Genomic DNA, 15625 nt, shown 5'->3' with positions numbered 1-15625 from the left:
TGCACATGCTGCACTGCCGCATCGACATTGCGACGCTAAGTCCAGGCTCCCATGCAGTTGAAGGCTGGTGATCTCGCAAAATTGGCTTGTGTGCTGCGTCTGGAATGGCTCTAATAAGATAAGCCTATGATCCAATTCAAAAACCACAAGAACGCTCGTTAAGCGTTCGCAGGCAAAATAAGGCCGCGATCCCTTAGCTGGCGCGGACAAGGTAGGAATGAAACCGACTGATATCTCGGCGCCAGACTACTTTCACAAAGTGGTCGATTGCCAATGGGCCTGCCCCGCACACACTCCGGTTCCCGAGTACATCCGTTTGATTGCCGAGGGGCGTTACAGCGACGCCTATATGATCAATTGGAAATCGAATGTGTTTCCCGGAATTCTGGGACGCACCTGCGATCGTCCATGCGAACCCGCCTGCCGCCGCGGCCGCGTCGAGGAAACGCCGGTTGCGATCTGCCGCCTGAAGCGCGTTGCCGCCGACTTCAAGGACGACGTCAAGCACCGCATGCCGAAGCCGCTGGCCAAAAACGGCAAGCGCATCGCGCTGGTCGGCGGCGGTCCGGCTTCGCTGACGGTGGCGCGCGACCTCGCGCCGCTCGGCTATCACTGCACCGTGTTCGATGCCGATCCCAAGGCGGGCGGCATGATGCGGAGCCAGATTCCTAAGTTCCGCCTGCCTGACACGGTCATCGATGAGGAAACCGATTACATCCTCAACCTCGGCGTCGAATTCAAGGGCGGGCATCGCATCGACAGCCTGAAGAAGCTGCTCAGCGAAAATTACGACGCGATCTTCATAGGCTCCGGCGCCCCGCGCGGCCGCGAGCTCGAGATCCCCGGCCGCAAGGAAGCCGCCGCCAATATCCATATCGGCATCGAATGGCTGGCGTCGGTGTCGTTCGGCCATGTCGAGAAGATCGGACGCCGCGTGATCGTGCTTGGCGGCGGCAACACCGCAATGGATTGCTGCCGCACCGCGCGCCGGCTCGGCGGCAACGACGTGAAAGTCATCGTGCGCTCCGGCTTCGAGGAAATGAAGGCGAGCCCCTGGGAAAAGGAAGATGCCCTGCACGAGGATATTCCGATCCTCAATTACATGGTGCCGGTGGCATTCAAGCATGTGAGCGGCAAGCTCATCGGCGTCACCTTCCAGAAGGTGAAGGCTGAATACGACGCCAAGGGCCGTCGCAACCTGGTGCCTTCGGGCGAACCGGACCAGACCATCCCCTGCGACGACGTGCTGGTCGCGGTCGGCCAGGAGAATGCGTTTCCCTGGATCGAGCGCGACTGCGGCATCGAGTTCGACAAGTGGAACATGCCGCAGGTCGATGCAAAGACCTTTGTATCGACCAATCCAAAAGTGTTCTTCGGCGGCGACGCCGCGTTCGGCCCGAAGAACATCATCTGGGCGGTGGCGCACGGCCATGATGCCGCGCTGTCGATCCACAAGATGATCTCGGGCGAGGACATCACCGAGCGCCCGCTGCCGGAAGTGCACGTCTCCTCGCAAAAGATGGGCATCCACGAGTGGAGCTACGACAACGATATCTCGGGGGACAAGCGCTACAAGGTGCCGCATCGCGACAAGGTGATCGCGCTGAAGGACATCAGGACCGAGGTCGAACTCGGCTATGACGTCAAGCTCGCGCTCGGCGAGGCGCAGCGCTGCCTGAACTGCGACGTGCAGACCGTGTTCTCGGCGCCCGCCTGCATCGAATGCGACGCCTGCGTCGACATTTGCCCGATGGATTGCATCACCTTCACAGAGAATGGCGAGGAAGAGGATCTCAGGCAGCGATTGAAGGCGCCCTCGCCGCACCAGGACCAGGCGCTCTATGTCGCCGAAGGGCTGAAGACCGGGCGCGTCATGGTCAAGGACGAGGACGTCTGCCTGCATTGCGGGCTGTGCGCCGAGCGTTGCCCCACGGGTGCCTGGGACATGCAGAAATACCTCATCGATATGACTTACGCGGGAACAACATGCCAGTCCAAAGCCCGATCAGCAGCGTAAACGACTTCGTCGTCCGTTTCGCCAACGTCAACGGCTCCGGTTCGGCGAGCGCCAACGAGCTGTTCGCGCGCTCGATCCTGCGCCACGGGGTACCGGTCAGCCCACGCAACATCTTCCCCTCCAACATCCAGGGCCTGCCGACCTGGTACGAGGTGCGGGTGACGGAAGACGGCCATCTCGGCGCCCGCGGCGGCGTCGACCTGATGGTGGCGATGAACCCGCAGACCTGGGACAAGGACGTCGCCTCGATCGAGCCCGGCGGCTATCTGTTCTACGATTCGACCAAGCCGATGCCGACGTCGAAATTCCGCGCCGACATCAACGTGATCGGCGTGCCGCTGACCGCGATCACCAACTCGACCTATAACGATCCGCGCCAGCGCCAGCTGTTCAAGAACATCATCTATCTCGGCGCGCTCTGCGCTCTGCTCGACATGGATCCGAAGCTGGTCGAGCAACTGATCGGCGAGCAGTACAAGGGCAAGGAAAAGCTCTTGTCGTCGAACGTCCACGCGCTGCATCTCGGCCGCGACTGGGCGCTGCAGAATTTGAAATGCCCGGTCGGGCTGCGGGTGAAGAAGTCCGACAAGGTCGGCGAGCGCATCTTCATCGAAGGCAACAGCGCGGCCGCGCTCGGCGCCGTCTATGGCGGCGCCACCGTCTGCGCCTGGTATCCGATCACGCCGTCGTCGTCGGTGGCGGAGGCCTTCACGAGCCACTGCAAGAAGCTGCGGCACGACCCTGAGACCGGCAAGGCGAAATACGCGATCGTGCAAGGCGAGGACGAACTGGCTTCGATCGGCATCGTGATCGGCGCCTCCTGGAACGGCGCACGCGCCTTTACCGCGACATCCGGCCCCGGCATCTCCTTGATGACCGAATTCATCGGCCTGTCCTACTTCGCCGAAATTCCGGCCGTGATCATGAACATCCAGCGCGCCGGCCCCTCGACGGGCATGCCGACGCGCACCCAGCAATGCGACATCATCGCCTGCGCCTATGCTTCGCACGGCGACACCAAGCATGTCCTGCTGTTCCCGGAAGACCCGGCCGAAGCGTTCGAGTTCGCGGCGCAGTCGTTCGACCTCGCCGACCGGCTGCAGACCGTGATCTTCCTGATGCTCGACCTCGACATCGGCATGAACCACCGGCTGTGCCGTCCGCTGAAGTGGGACGACGCCCGGCAGTATGACCGCGGCAAGGTGATGACCGCGGCGATGCTCGATGAGCCCGGCCGCGACTTCGGCCGCTATCTCGACGTCGACGGCGACGGCATTCCCTACCGCACCTATCCCGGCACGCACCCTACCAAAGGCTCGTTCTTCACCCGAGGCACCTCGCGCGACCGCTACGCGCGCTACTCGGAAGAAGGCGCGGTCTATGCCGACAACATGCAGCGGCTGGTGCGCAAGTTCGAGACGGCGCAGGACATGGTACCGCGGCCGTTGCAGGCCAATGCCGCCAAGCCGACCAAGTACGGCGTGATCTATTTCGGCTCGACCGCGCCGGCAATGGACGAGGCGATCGGGCTGTTGGAAGCGCGCGGGCATCAGCTCGACCGCATGCGCATCCGCGCCTTCCCGTTCCACTCCAGCGTGGCGAGCTTCGTCGCCGATCATGATTTCGTTTACGTGGTCGAGCAGAACCGCGATGCCCAGTTGCGCCAGTTGATCGTCAACGAGAACGGCATCGATCCGGTCCGGCTGGTGCCGATCCTGCACTATGACGGCACGCCGATCACCGCCCGATTCATCGCCAACGCCATCGGCGACCACCAGGACCATCTCAAAGTGACCCCTCTCCGCAAGGCCGTGTCATGACCTACATTGCAAAACCGAAGTTCCACCATCCCGGCCTGCCGAAGAACGAACTCGGCTACACCCACCGGGATTACGAGGGCAAGATCTCGACGCTGTGCGCCGGCTGCGGCCACGACTCGATCACCGCCTCGATCATCGAAGCCTGCTACGAGCTTTCGATCGAGCCGCATCGGGTGGCCAAAATTTCCGGCATCGGCTGCTCGTCGAAAACGCCGGACTATTTCCTCGGCAATTCGCACGGCTTCAATTCCGTGCACGGCCGCATGCCGTCGGTGCTGACCGGCGCCAACCTCGCCAACCGCGATTTGATCTATCTCGGCGTTTCCGGCGACGGCGACAGTGCCTCGATCGGCTTCGGCCAGTTCGCGCATTCGATCCGGCGCGGCGTCAACATGACCTACATCGTCGAGAATAACGGCGTATACGGGCTGACCAAGGGCCAGTTTTCGGCCACCGCCGACCGCGGCTCGAAGTCCAAGAAGGGCGTGATTAACACCGACAACGCCATCGATCTGGTGGCGATCGCCCTGCAACTAGGCGCGAGCTTCGTGGCGCGCAGCTTCTCCGGCGACAAGAACCAGCTGGTGCCGCTGATCGCGGCCGCGATCCGGCACAAGGGCGCGTCGTTCATCGACGTTATCAGCCCCTGCATCGCCTTCAACAACCACGCCGGCTCGACCAAGAGCTTTGATTACGTCCGCGAGCATAATGACGCGGTGAATCGCCTCGACGTGCTCACCGGCCGCGACCCGATCACGGTCGATTACGCGCCGGGCACGGTGCAGGTGGTCGAGCAGCATGACGGCACCAGGCTGGCGCTGCGCAAGATCGACGCCGACTATGACGCCAACGACCGGCTGGCGGCCATGACCTTCCTGCAGAAGCACGCCGCCAAGGGCCAGGTGGTCACTGGGCTGCTCTATGTCGATCCGGATTCGGAAGACCTGCACACCCATCTCGACACGATCGAGACGCCGCTCAATACGCTGGAAGCCAAGGATCTGTGCCCCGGCACATCAGCGCTGGAAAAGATCAACGCCAGCCTGCGGTAGCCACAGCGTTTTCGAGCGAAGCATGCCCTCGGACGTGATCCGGGGGTGGACACCGGTTCGCGTCAAGAAAACGCGTCAAAACAAAAATCTAGAGCCCGGTTCTGATACAATCAGAACCGGGCTCTATGCTGCCGCGGGTAGCTACGCTGCCGCGGCGATGTTCCGCGGATTCGCGACATACTCCTTCAAGACAGTGCCGGACGCGTCGACCTCGACGAGCGACACGTCGTAGCTCCAGAGATCGGCAAGGTGCTGCAGCACGCGCTTGGTGTCAGCTTCGGTGAGCTGGGCACCCTTCACCACGGTATGGCGCAACATCAGGCGGCGATCGCCGGCAAGGTCGACATCAACGACTTCGATGTTCGGGTCGATGAAGCCGACGTCGTACTGCCGCGCCAGTTCGCGCCGCAGCCGGCGGTAGCCGCGCTCGTTGTGGATGGCGTCGACCAGGATACCGGCACGCTCCTCCGGATCGTCATGCAGATGGAACAGGCGGAATTGCCGCATCAGCCGCGGGCTCATGAACTGGCTGATGAAGCTTTCATCGCGATAATTGGCCCAGATGTCGCGCAACACGCCCATCGCATCGCCCTTGCCTGCGATATCCGGAAACCACTCGCGGTCCTCGGCGTCCGGATCGGTGACGATGCGCTCGATGTCTTGCATCATCGCAAATCCCAGCGCATAGGGGTTGAAGCCGGAATAGCGCGGGTCGTCGAACTCGGGCTGGAACACGACGTTGGTGTGCGACTGCAGGAATTCGAGGAAATTGCCGTCCGTCAGCCGTCCCTGCTGGTGCAGCCGGTTCATGATGCGGTAGTGAACGTAGGTCGCCGTGCCCTCGTTCATCACCTTGGTCTGGCTCTGCGGATAGAAATACTGCGCGATGTGCCGCACGATCCGCAGTATCTCGCGTTGCCAGGGACGCAGGCGCGGCGCCGTCTTCTCGAGAAAGTACAGCAGGTTTTCCTGCGGCAGGCCGAGCATTTGGCGGCGGCGCTCGACGTCCAGTATTGCGTCGCTCTTCACTTTGCCGGCCGGAACGGTGCGCCACAAATCGTTGAAGGCGCTCTCCTCGTGGGCACGGCGCCTGCCCGCCCGCTTTTCCTCGGCGCGCAGGTCGAGACTCTTCTTGCCGGGATAGCGATCGATGCCGTGCGACATAAGAGCGTGCGCGGCATCGAGCGTATGCTCGACCGCCAGCCGGCCGTGGCGTTCCTCACAATGCGCCACATAGCGCTTGGCGAATTCGAGATAATCGAGAATGCCGTCGGCGTCGGTCCATTGCTTGAACAGATAGTTGTTCTTGAAGAAATGATTATGACCGAAAGCGGCATGCGCGATCACGAGCGTCTGCATCGTCGCCGTATTTTCTTCCATCAGGTAGGAAATGCACGGCGATGAGTTGATGACGATCTCGTACGCCAGCCCCATCAGTCCCTTGCGATAGGATGCCTCCTGAAAGGCAAAATGCTTGCCGAACGACCAGTGCTTGTAGAACAGCGGCATGCCGACGGACGAATAGGCGTCCAGCATCTGCTCTGCCGTAATGACCTCGATCTGGTTGGGATAGACATCGAGCCCCAACTCGTCCCGCGCAACCTGCTCGCAGGCGTCGCAGATCCGCTGCAGCGTCCGGAAGTCCCAGTCCGCCCCCTCAAACAGCAACTGGTCAGTCGCGGTCATGACCCGGTCCTTTCCTGCTTGCTGCGGCGCTGGAATAGATCGTGGAATACCGGGAAAATCTCGCTGCGCTCGTTGACCTTGCGCATCGACAGCGGCGCGCCGCTCGCGCGCAGGCTCTCGTAAAGGGTCCAGAGCGACGAATTGGGCATTTCGTAGCTAAGGCCATTCTCCTGGCCGACTTCCAGATAGGCAAAGAACTGGGTGACCGGCAGGATCATGTCGGTCAGGAGCCGGCTCGTGACCTCGCCGTCCGCGTAGGAATTGTCGCCGTCGGAAGCCTGCGCGGCGTAGATGTTCCAGTCCGCCGGCCGGAACCGCGACCGCACGATGTCGTGCATCGCCTGCAACGCGCTCGATACCAGCGTGCCGCCGGAAGCCGGTCCGAAAAAGAACGTCTGCTCGTCGACCTCTTCGGCCCGGTCGGTATGCCGGATGAAAACGATCTCGACGTGGCGATAGCGCCGCTTCAGGAACACGTAGAGCAGCATATAGAAGCGCTTGGCGAGATCCTTCATATGTTCGGTCATCGAACCGGAGACGTCCATCAGGCAAAACATGACGGCCTGCGCCACGGGCTTCGGCACCGTCTCGAAACGCCGGTAGCGGATGTCGATCGGATCGATGAACGGAATGCGGCGTATCTTTACCTTCAGAGCTTCGATCTCGGCTATGAGTTCGGCGCGGCGCGCCTCGTCGCTGCAATCCTTAAGCTCCGCCTCGAGCGTCGCCAGCACCTCCGGCCTCGGCCGCCGCAGCGCGACACGCCGCGCCAGGGCACGGCTTACCGTTCGGCTCACCGAAATATTGGCGGGCGAGCCGGAGGTTGTGTAACCCGCCCGGCGAATGCCCTGGCTTTCGACCTCGGCCAGCTTTCGCTTGGCGAGATCGGGCAATTCCAGGTCGTCCAGGAACAGATCGACAAACTCATCGCGGCTGAGAACGAAGCGGAACGTGTCTTCGCTGTCGCCCTCGCCCGCACCCCTCCCCTTGCCACCGCTCGGGTTCGGCCGCGGAAGAATGTCGCCCTCGATGAACTTCTTGTTTCCAGGCAGCACCATGTCGCGCGTGCCGCCCTCGCGGCGAAAGCGCGGCTCGTCCATGCCATCGATCGGCACGCTGACCTCGCCGCCTTCCAGGACATCCTTGATATCCCGGTCCTGCGACGATTTCTTCACGGCCCCCTGAACCAGCGCCTTGGCCCGACGCAGAAAGCGCTGGCGATTCTCGAGACTCTTGCTACCCGGATTCAGGCGCCGGTCGACAATATGAATGACCACGTTTCATCCGCCTCAGCCAGCCTGTTTTACGCGCATGTACCACTCGACCAGGCGGCGGACTTGCCGCTCGGTGTAGCCGCGCTCGACCATGCGCGCGACAAAGTCGTCATGCTTCTTCTCGGTCTCGCCGTCCTTCTTCGAGCCGAAGGAAATCACGGGCAGCAGATCCTCGACCTGGGAGAATATCCGCTTCTCGATCACTTCGCGAATCTTCTCGTAGCTGGTCCATGTCGGATTCTTGCCGCCGTGCTGGGCCCGCGACCGCAGCGAGAACTTGACGACCTCGTTGCGGAAGTCCTTGGGGTTGGCGATGCCGGCCGGTTTTTCGATCTTGGTCAGCTCCTGATTGAGCAGTTCGCGATCGAGCAGTTGTCCGGTGTCGGGATCCTTGAAATCCTGATCCTCGATCCAGGCGTCGGCATAGTCGACATAGCGGTCGAACAGGTTCTGGCCGTAATCCGAATAGGATTCGAGATAGGCCTTCTGGATCTCGTGCCCGATGAATTCGGCATAGCGCGGCGCGAGTTCAGCCTTGATGAACTCAAGGTAACGCTTCTCGACTTCGTCGGGAAGCTGCTCGCGCCGGATCGCCTGCTCCAGCGTGTACATCAGATGGACCGCGTCGGCACCAACCTCGTTGGTGTCGTGATTGAACGTCGCAGCGAGGACCTTGAACGCGAAGCGGGTCGAAACGCCGTCCATGCCTTCGTCGACGCCGGCGGCATCCCTGTATTCCTGAACGCTGCGCGCCTTCGGATCGGATTCCTTGAGGCTTTCACCGTCGTAGATCCGCATCTTGGCGAACACGGTCGAATTCTCGTGCTTGCGCAACCGCGACATCACCGAGAAGCGCGCCAGCGTTTCCAGCGTGGCCGGGGCGCAGGGCGCGGTAGCCAGTTCGGAGCCCTGGATCAGCTTTTCGTAGATCTTCTGCTCTTCGGTGACACGCAGGGAGTACGGCACCTTGATGACGCAGATACGGTCGATGAAGGCTTCGTTGTTCTTGTTGGCCTTGAAGTTTTGCCATTCCGACTCGTTGGAATGCGCGAGAATGATGCCGGTGAAGGGAATCGCGCCGATATTTTCGGAGCCGATGTAGTTACCCTCCTGCGTCGCAGTCAGCAGCGGATGCAGCATCTTGATCGGCGCCTTGAACATTTCGACGAATTCGAGAATGCCCTGGTTGGCGCGATTGAGCCCGCCGGAATAGCTGTAGGCATCAGGATCGTTCTGGGCGAAGATCTCCAGCTTGCGGATATCGACCTTGCCGACGAGCGAGGAGATGTCCTGATTATTTTCGTCGCCGGGCTCGGTCTTGGCGATCGCGATCTGGCGCAGCCGCGACGGCTGGATCCTGGCGACGCGGAATTGCGAGATGTCGCCACCGAAGGCTTCGAGGCGCTTGTAGCACCACGGGCTCATCAGTCCGGTGAGGCGGCGGCGCGGAATGCCGTACTTCTCCTCGAGCATCGGTCCCAGCGCGTCCGGATCGAACAGGCTGAGCGGACTTTCGAACACGGGACTGAGTTCGTCGCCGGCCTTCAACACGTAAATGGGGTGGACTTCCATCAACGACTTGAGGCGTTCGGCGAGCGAGGATTTGCCGCCACCGACAGGCCCAAGCAGATAGAGTATCTGCTTGCGCTCTTCGAGGCCCTGCGCCGCGTGGCGGAAGAACCCGACGATGCGCTCGATCGTGTCTTCCATGCCGTAGAAGCCGGCGAAGGCCGGATAGAGCCGCATCGTGCGATTCAAAAAGATACGGCCAAGGCGAGGGTCCTTGGCCGTGTCAATCATCTGAGGCTCACCGATCGCTGCTAGCAATCGTTCGGTTGCATTGGCATATCGCATCGGATCGCTTCGACACGACTCCAGATATTCCGCCATCGACATGTCGGTCTGGCTTCTGGCTTCGAAGGACCGGGCGAAAGCATTGAACAGAGAATCGTTGTACATGATCCGTCTCTCCATGGTCACCTGTAAATGCCGGACGCACCACTAGGGTTCCAGTGTCGGAGCGTCACAGCTTCCGTTCGCGAATCACAATCAGCACATAGGTAGATTGGACACGCGAGCGACTTCACAATGCAATGCAATACTCGTGCTAACGGCCTCCTCCTCGTAAAGATACGGTGCCATTTCGCTCGAGTTGTAGCCGTGCTGCAACATTTTTTACCGGGTAAGTACTGAGCACGCTGTAAGGGATTTTTTAAGGAATCTGAGCGGTCGCGCGGCTCGAATCTGCATCCGCCTGGCAAACCCCGAACAGCCAAACGGAGCACTTCGGAGCTCTGAAACGGCCCGGACGCGCGATAACCGCGCCTTTTGTGACCTTCGGGCGGCCGGTCAGCGGCAAATAAGGCCAAGATTAACACGCGTTCATCGCGGACGGGGTGTTGAACGCACCCGGCGCCAACTGCAACTAAAGTAACATGCCGCGCGTTTAACCCGAGTCTGCCATGAAATACGCCTGCATCGTCGCCGCCGTTGCCTCCGTCATCGGAGCCCATGCCTGTCACGCCCAGGAAGGCGTCGACAAAGCCAAAGCCACCGCCTTCTATACTCAGATGTTCGGCGGCCCGCTCAGCCACAAGACCTATGCCTGCTTCGTGCGTCGTTATGACGCCAGCCATCTGGCGCAGCATCCGAAGCAGAAAGTCAGCGCGATGAAGCTGCTGGTGACAGCCGAGGACGCGCCGGAAGACATGACCGTCAATTATCCGTTCCGCCTCGGCTTCAAATATCGCCACCGCGCCGGCAATTTCGATTCCAGCGGCTACTGCAATCACATCGTCGCCGAAAACGCCGGCGGCGAAATTCGACTTGGCTGCGGCGTCGATTGCGAAGGCGGCGGCATTGACGTGGCGATGAAGGACGACAAATCCGCGCTGATCCGGCTGGAGCGGATCAGGATCCGGGAGCGCAACAAACCCGACGACGACGCCAGCAATGATCTGGTTGCCGGCGCCGACAAGATCTTCCGCGTTGATCGCGCCGATCTGCACGAATGCTCCGAGTTGGTGACGGATCGCAAGGAGCTTGCGGCACTCCGGCACAAATGAGCCATACTACATAGGTTGGTACGCCCCACTACTTAGGTCTGTGATCTACACCACTTTGGCCGGAAAGATTGCGAGCGTTTCATTCGACCTCCGCCAACCCCGATGTTTCGAAGCGCGTCGGTCAGTTCTCCAAAGCCGGTCTCGAACTCGCCGCCTGTGGCAACACCATGAAGTCCCAGAATGTCGCGCCGAAGGATTTGCTGCCGGGCTTCATCGCCGCCGAGCAGGGCGGTGTGGTGCGGATCGCCGAGCTGCAATCGCAGGGCTACCTTTATCTGCGACCCTGATGTCGTAGGCCTTCAGATGTTGCCGCTCGACGTGAACCTTTCACATCAATCGCTCATTTGGGCGATTTGGTTGCCGTAGTTTCGCCCGCTCCGCCCGGCTGAATACTTCGCGTGTTCGGGCTCAGTCGCGACGGCGCCTGCGCGCCCGCTCCCACGCTGACATGCGGGTTGAGTCCCCCTGCAATCGCCCGCGGAATGTTTTGCACATGAACCCTCAAATGCACGCCGATGCCGGCGGTTTCGGCCGTGGTCGGGCCAAACGCGACCAGGCCACACAAGAGTACGAGGCAGGTGGGGAGCGAAAAACGACGGCGCATCACGGCCTCCTTCACGACTTCGTGCTTGTGCCCGTTGGTGTCATAATTCCGGAAGCCGGTTCGACCGACCCGCTGGGATCGAGGGCTGTGAGAACAGCCATTTTCGGGATCGAACCGGTGCCAATGGCGTTATCGTCCCGGACCGTCCCATTCCATCCGGCTGCATGCCCAACCAAATGTTGACTTTCCGGCCCTGCCCCCGAAAGTGCCGGAAACCCAAGAAAACCGACCGAACAGAACAGGCACCATGAATCCCGTCAAAGCACTCGAAAACCATGGCCAGGCGATCTGGCTGGACTTCCTCGCCCGCGGCTTCGTCGCCAAGGGCGACCTCAAGGCGCTGATCGATACCGACGGTGTCAAGGGCGTCACCTCGAACCCTTCGATCTTCGAAAAGGCGATCGGCAGTTCGGACGAATATGACGGCGCGATCGGCCACGCCCTGGAGGCGGGCGACCGCCCCGTCGCCGACCTGTTCGAGGCGCTCGCCATCGAGGACATCCAGAATGCCGCCGACGTGCTGCGCCCGGTTTACGACCACTTGAACGGCGCCGACGGTTTCGTCAGCCTCGAGGTCTCGCCCTATCTGGCGATGGATACCAAGGGGACCATTGCGGAGGCCGAACGTCTCTGGAAGGACGTCAAGCGGCAGAACCTGATGGTGAAGGTGCCGGCCACGCCGGAGGGCCTACCCGCGATCGAACATCTGATCGGCGAAGGCATCAGCATCAACATCACGCTGCTGTTCTCGCAAGAGGTCTATCGCGAGGTGGCGGAGGCCTATATCGCCGGCCTGGAAAAATACGTCGCCAATGGCGGCGATCCCGCGCCTGTCGCCAGCGTCGCCTCCTTCTTCGTCAGCCGCATCGATACCGCGGTCGACAAGCAGCTCGACGACAAGATCGCAAAAGCCAATGACCCCAGCGAGAAGGAGCGGCTGAGCGCGCTGAAGGGCAAGATCGCCGTCGCCAACGCCAAGCTTGCCTATCAGGACTACAAGCGGCTGTTCGCAGGTCCCCGTTGGGAGAAGCTCGCGGCCAAGGGCGCAAAGCCACAGCGTTTGCTGTGGGCTTCCACCGGCACCAAGAACAAGGACTACAGCGATGTGCTGTATGTCGAGGAATTGATCGGCGCCAACACCGTCAACACTGTGCCGCCGGCAACGCTCGATGCATTCCGCGACCATGGCAAGCTGCGCGACAGCCTCGAGGAGAATATCGAGGACGCCAGGCGCGTGCTGGAAGAGCTCGAAAAGTCCGGCATCTCGCTCGACGCCATCACGGAAGAACTGGTCAGGGACGGCGTCAAGCTGTTTGCGGATGCCGCCGACAAGCTCTATGGCGCGGTCGCGCAGAAGCGCGCGGCTTCGCTCGGCGGCGGCATCGACCGGCAGCAGCTCGCGCTCGGCGATGGCATCAGGAAGGCCGTGGAGAAGAGCACCGAGGACTGGCGTGCATCGGCTACCATCCGCCGCCTGTGGCAGAAGGACCAATCGGTCTGGACCGATGACGACGAAAACAAATGGCTGGGCTGGCTGAACAGCCCCGCGGCCGCCGACGTCGCCGACTACGAGGATTTTTCCTGCCGCGTGAAGGGACAGAATTTCAGCGATGCCGTCGTGCTCGGCATGGGCGGATCGAGCCTCGGGCCGGAGGTGCTGGCGGAAACATTTGCCAAAAAATCCGGTTTTCCGAAGCTGCATGTGCTCGATTCCACCGATCCCGCGCAGGTGCGCGCGATAGAGGACACGGTCGATCTCGCCCATACGCTGTTCATTGTCTCCAGCAAATCCGGCGGCACCACCGAGCCGAACGTGATGAAGGATTACTTCTTCGATCGCGTCTCGAAAACCATCGGCAAGGACAAGGCCGGCCACCGCTTCATCGCCGTCACCGATCCCGGCTCGTCGCTGGAGAAGGTCGCTATCAAGCAGGGCTTTGCCCGCATCTTCCGCGGCGATCCCGCAATCGGCGGACGCTATTCCGTGCTGTCGCCGTTCGGGCTGGTGCCGGCGGCTGCCGCCGGTATCGACGTTCGCAGCCTGATCACGCACGCGCTCGCGATGGTGCGCTCGTGCGGCGCCGACGTGCCGCCGCACGAAAACCCGGGCGTGCAGCTCGGACTGGCGATGGGGCTCGCCGGCCTTGAAGGTCGCGACAAGGTGACAATAACTTCGTCGGAGAAGGTCGCCGATTTCGGCGCCTGGGCCGAACAGCTGATTGCCGAATCCACGGGGAAGGACGGCAAGGGCCTGATCCCGATCGACGGCGAACCGCTCGGCGATCCCGCGCTTTACGGCAACGACCGCTTCTTCATCGATATCCGTACCGAAGGTGAAGACGACGCCTCGCATGACGACCGGCTCAAAGCGCTCGAAGCGGCCGGGCATCCTGTGGCCCGCATCGTCATGAAATCGATCGACCATATCGGCCAGGAGTTTTTCCGGTTTGAGATGGCGACCGCCGTGGCGGGCGCGATCCTCGGGATCAATCCATTCAACCAGCCCGATGTGGAAGCAGCCAAGATCAAGACCCGCGAATTGACGACTGCGTTCGAGAAGACCGGCGCGCTTCCTGCGGAGAAGCCGGTGATTTCGACCGACGAGGCCGATCTCTATACCGACGCGCACAACGCCGCCGAGCTGCGCAAGGCCGGCGCCGACGGCACGCTCGGTTCGTGGATAAGAGCGCATCTTTCGCGTTCGGACAGCGGCGACTATGTCGCCCTGCTCGCCTATATCGCGCGAGACCCCGGCACCATCGGCTCGCTGCAGAAGATGCGGCTTGCGGTGCGCGACACGCATCACGTTGCAACCTGCGCCGAGTTCGGCCCGCGCTTCCTGCACTCCACCGGCCAGGCCTACAAAGGTGGCCCCGACAGCGGCGTGTTCCTGCAGATCACGGCCGACGATGCCGAGGATTTGCCGGTGCCCGGCCAGAAGGCGAGCTTCGGCATCATCAAGGCGGCGCAGGCGCGCGGCGATTTCGATGTGCTCACCGAACGTGGGCGGCGCGCGCTGCGGGTCCATCTCAAGGGCGATCTCGGATCGGGACTGTCCGCACTCGATGCCGCGATTGCGGAAGCGCTCAGCTAGGAAAGTCAGGATATGCAACTCGGCATGATCGGGCTCGGCCGGATGGGCGGCAACATCGTCCGCCGGCTGATGAACAACGGCCACACCGCCGTGGTCTACGACAAGGATGCGAAGGCAGTTGCCGCGCTTGCGGCGGAAGGCGCGGCGGGCGTCGATACGCTGGAAGATTTCGTGGCCAAACTCGACAAGCCGCGCACCGCCTGGGTGATGCTGCCGGCAGGCAAGATCACCGAGGCGACCATCGAGGCATTGGCAAAGCTGATGCAGCCCGGCGACGTCATCATCGATGGCGGCAACACGTTCTGGCAGGACGACGTTCGCCGTGGCGCAGCGCTGAAGGCAAAGGGCCTGCACTATCTCGACGTCGGCACCAGCGGTGGCGTCTGGGGCATCGAGCGCGGCTATTGCATGATGATCGGTGGCGACAAGGCGGTGGTTGACCGGCTCGATCCGATCTTCAAGACACTGGCTCCAGGTGTTGGCGACATCCCACGTACGCCGGGGCGTGAGGGCCGCGACCCGCGCATCGAGCAGGGCTATATCCACGCCGGTCCGTCGGGCGCCGGACACTTCGTCAAGATGATCCATAACGGTATCGAATACGGGTTGATGCAGGCCTATGCCGAGGGCTTTGATATCCTGAAGAACGCCAATATCGACGCGCTGCCGCCGGAGCACCGCTTCGACATGAACATCGCCGATATCGCAGAGGTGTGGCGGCGCGGCAGCGTGATCCCGTCCTGGCTGCTCGATCTGACATCATCCGCGCTCGCGGAAAACCAGACGCTGGAGAATTACTCCGGCTTTGTGGAGGATTCCGGCGAGGGACGCTGGACCGTCAACGCCGCCATCGACGAGGCCGTGCCGGCGGAAGTGCTGACGGCCGCGCTCTATGCACGCTTCCGTTCACGCAAGGATCACACCTTCGCGGAAAAGATCCTGTCGGCGATGCGGGCCGGTTTCGGCGGCCACAAGGAGCCGCCGAAAAAACCTGGCACGAAGGCCTGAGCGGT

The 15625-nt window shown here is 61.8% G+C and carries 9 protein-coding genes and 1 pseudogene; 7 read left to right on the top strand and 3 right to left on the bottom strand.

The window, feature by feature from the left end:
* Positions 1–217: 217 nt before the first annotated feature.
* Genes IVB05_RS10905 through IVB05_RS10895 form a run of 3 tightly spaced genes read left to right on the top strand, consistent with a single transcriptional unit; the run spans position 218 to position 4889 of the window.
* Positions 218–2017, top strand: a complete 1800-nt coding sequence (locus tag IVB05_RS10905) for an FAD-dependent oxidoreductase (protein ID WP_247784156.1) — start codon at positions 218–220, stop codon at positions 2015–2017.
* Positions 1987–3837: a 2-oxoacid:acceptor oxidoreductase subunit alpha gene (locus tag IVB05_RS10900; RefSeq protein ID WP_247784155.1), complete on the top strand. Its 1851-nt coding sequence runs from the start codon at positions 1987–1989 to the stop codon at positions 3835–3837. The genes IVB05_RS10905 and IVB05_RS10900 overlap by 31 nt, the downstream gene beginning before the upstream one ends.
* Positions 3834–4889: a 2-oxoacid:ferredoxin oxidoreductase subunit beta gene (locus IVB05_RS10895; protein ID WP_247784154.1), complete on the top strand. Its 1056-nt coding sequence runs from the start codon at positions 3834–3836 to the stop codon at positions 4887–4889. The genes IVB05_RS10900 and IVB05_RS10895 overlap by 4 nt, the downstream gene beginning before the upstream one ends.
* A gap of 141 nt (positions 4890–5030) precedes the next feature.
* Here the strand turns inward: IVB05_RS10895 and IVB05_RS10890 are convergent, their stop codons facing one another.
* The 3 genes from IVB05_RS10890 to IVB05_RS10880 are packed head-to-tail and all read right to left on the bottom strand — an operon-like array spanning position 5031 to position 9808.
* Positions 5031–6575, bottom strand: a complete 1545-nt coding sequence (locus IVB05_RS10890; RefSeq protein WP_247784153.1) for a SpoVR family protein — start codon at positions 6573–6575, stop codon at positions 5031–5033.
* Positions 6572–7852, bottom strand: coding sequence for a YeaH/YhbH family protein (locus tag IVB05_RS10885; RefSeq protein WP_247784152.1), 1281 nt, complete (start codon positions 7850–7852; stop codon positions 6572–6574). Before IVB05_RS10885 ends, IVB05_RS10890 begins: the two co-directional genes overlap by 4 nt.
* 12 nt (positions 7853–7864) lie before the next feature.
* Positions 7865–9808, bottom strand: a complete 1944-nt coding sequence (locus IVB05_RS10880) for a PrkA family serine protein kinase (RefSeq protein ID WP_247784151.1) — start codon at positions 9806–9808, stop codon at positions 7865–7867.
* A 503-nt stretch (positions 9809–10311) separates the two neighbouring features.
* Between IVB05_RS10880 and IVB05_RS10875 the strand changes: the two genes are divergently transcribed.
* The 4 genes and pseudogenes from IVB05_RS10875 to gnd all read left to right on the top strand — a co-directional run bounded on the left by IVB05_RS10875 (position 10312) and on the right by gnd (position 15620).
* Positions 10312–10914, top strand: coding sequence for a hypothetical protein (locus IVB05_RS10875; protein ID WP_247784150.1), 603 nt, complete (start codon positions 10312–10314; stop codon positions 10912–10914).
* Positions 10915–10982: 68 nt separating this feature from the next.
* Positions 10983–11201: pseudogene (locus tag IVB05_RS10870) on the top strand (DsrE family protein); the annotation flags it as partial.
* Positions 11202–11765: 564 nt separating this feature from the next.
* A complete protein-coding gene (locus IVB05_RS10865; protein WP_247784148.1) occupies positions 11766–14612 on the top strand; it encodes a bifunctional transaldolase/phosoglucose isomerase in 2847 nt (948 codons plus the stop codon).
* A gap of 12 nt (positions 14613–14624) precedes the next feature.
* Positions 14625–15620, top strand: a complete 996-nt coding sequence (gnd, locus tag IVB05_RS10860) for a phosphogluconate dehydrogenase (NAD(+)-dependent, decarboxylating) (protein ID WP_247784147.1) — start codon at positions 14625–14627, stop codon at positions 15618–15620.
* Positions 15621–15625 lie beyond the last annotated feature (5 nt).

This window comes from Bradyrhizobium sp. 170, from assembly GCF_023101085.1.
Lineage (GTDB): Bacteria > Pseudomonadota > Alphaproteobacteria > Rhizobiales > Xanthobacteraceae > Bradyrhizobium.
This window is presented reverse-complemented; position numbering and strand designations above follow the sequence as displayed.

What these genes read in the sequence shown, in the direction of transcription:
- IVB05_RS10880 (WP_247784151.1), bottom strand. Translation starts at nt 9,808, where the DNA reads ATGTACAACGATTCTCTGTTCAATGCTTTCGCCCGGTCCTTCGAAGCC.
- IVB05_RS10905 (WP_247784156.1), top strand. Translation starts at nt 218, where the DNA reads ATGAAACCGACTGATATCTCGGCGCCAGACTACTTTCACAAAGTGGTC.
- IVB05_RS10865 (WP_247784148.1), top strand. Translation starts at nt 11,766, where the DNA reads ATGAATCCCGTCAAAGCACTCGAAAACCATGGCCAGGCGATCTGGCTG.
- IVB05_RS10890 (WP_247784153.1), bottom strand. Translation starts at nt 6,575, where the DNA reads ATGACCGCGACTGACCAGTTGCTGTTTGAGGGGGCGGACTGGGACTTC.
- gnd (WP_247784147.1), top strand. Translation starts at nt 14,625, where the DNA reads ATGCAACTCGGCATGATCGGGCTCGGCCGGATGGGCGGCAACATCGTC.
- IVB05_RS10875 (WP_247784150.1), top strand. Translation starts at nt 10,312, where the DNA reads ATGAAATACGCCTGCATCGTCGCCGCCGTTGCCTCCGTCATCGGAGCC.
- IVB05_RS10895 (WP_247784154.1), top strand. Translation starts at nt 3,834, where the DNA reads ATGACCTACATTGCAAAACCGAAGTTCCACCATCCCGGCCTGCCGAAG.
- IVB05_RS10900 (WP_247784155.1), top strand. Translation starts at nt 1,987, where the DNA reads ATGCCAGTCCAAAGCCCGATCAGCAGCGTAAACGACTTCGTCGTCCGT.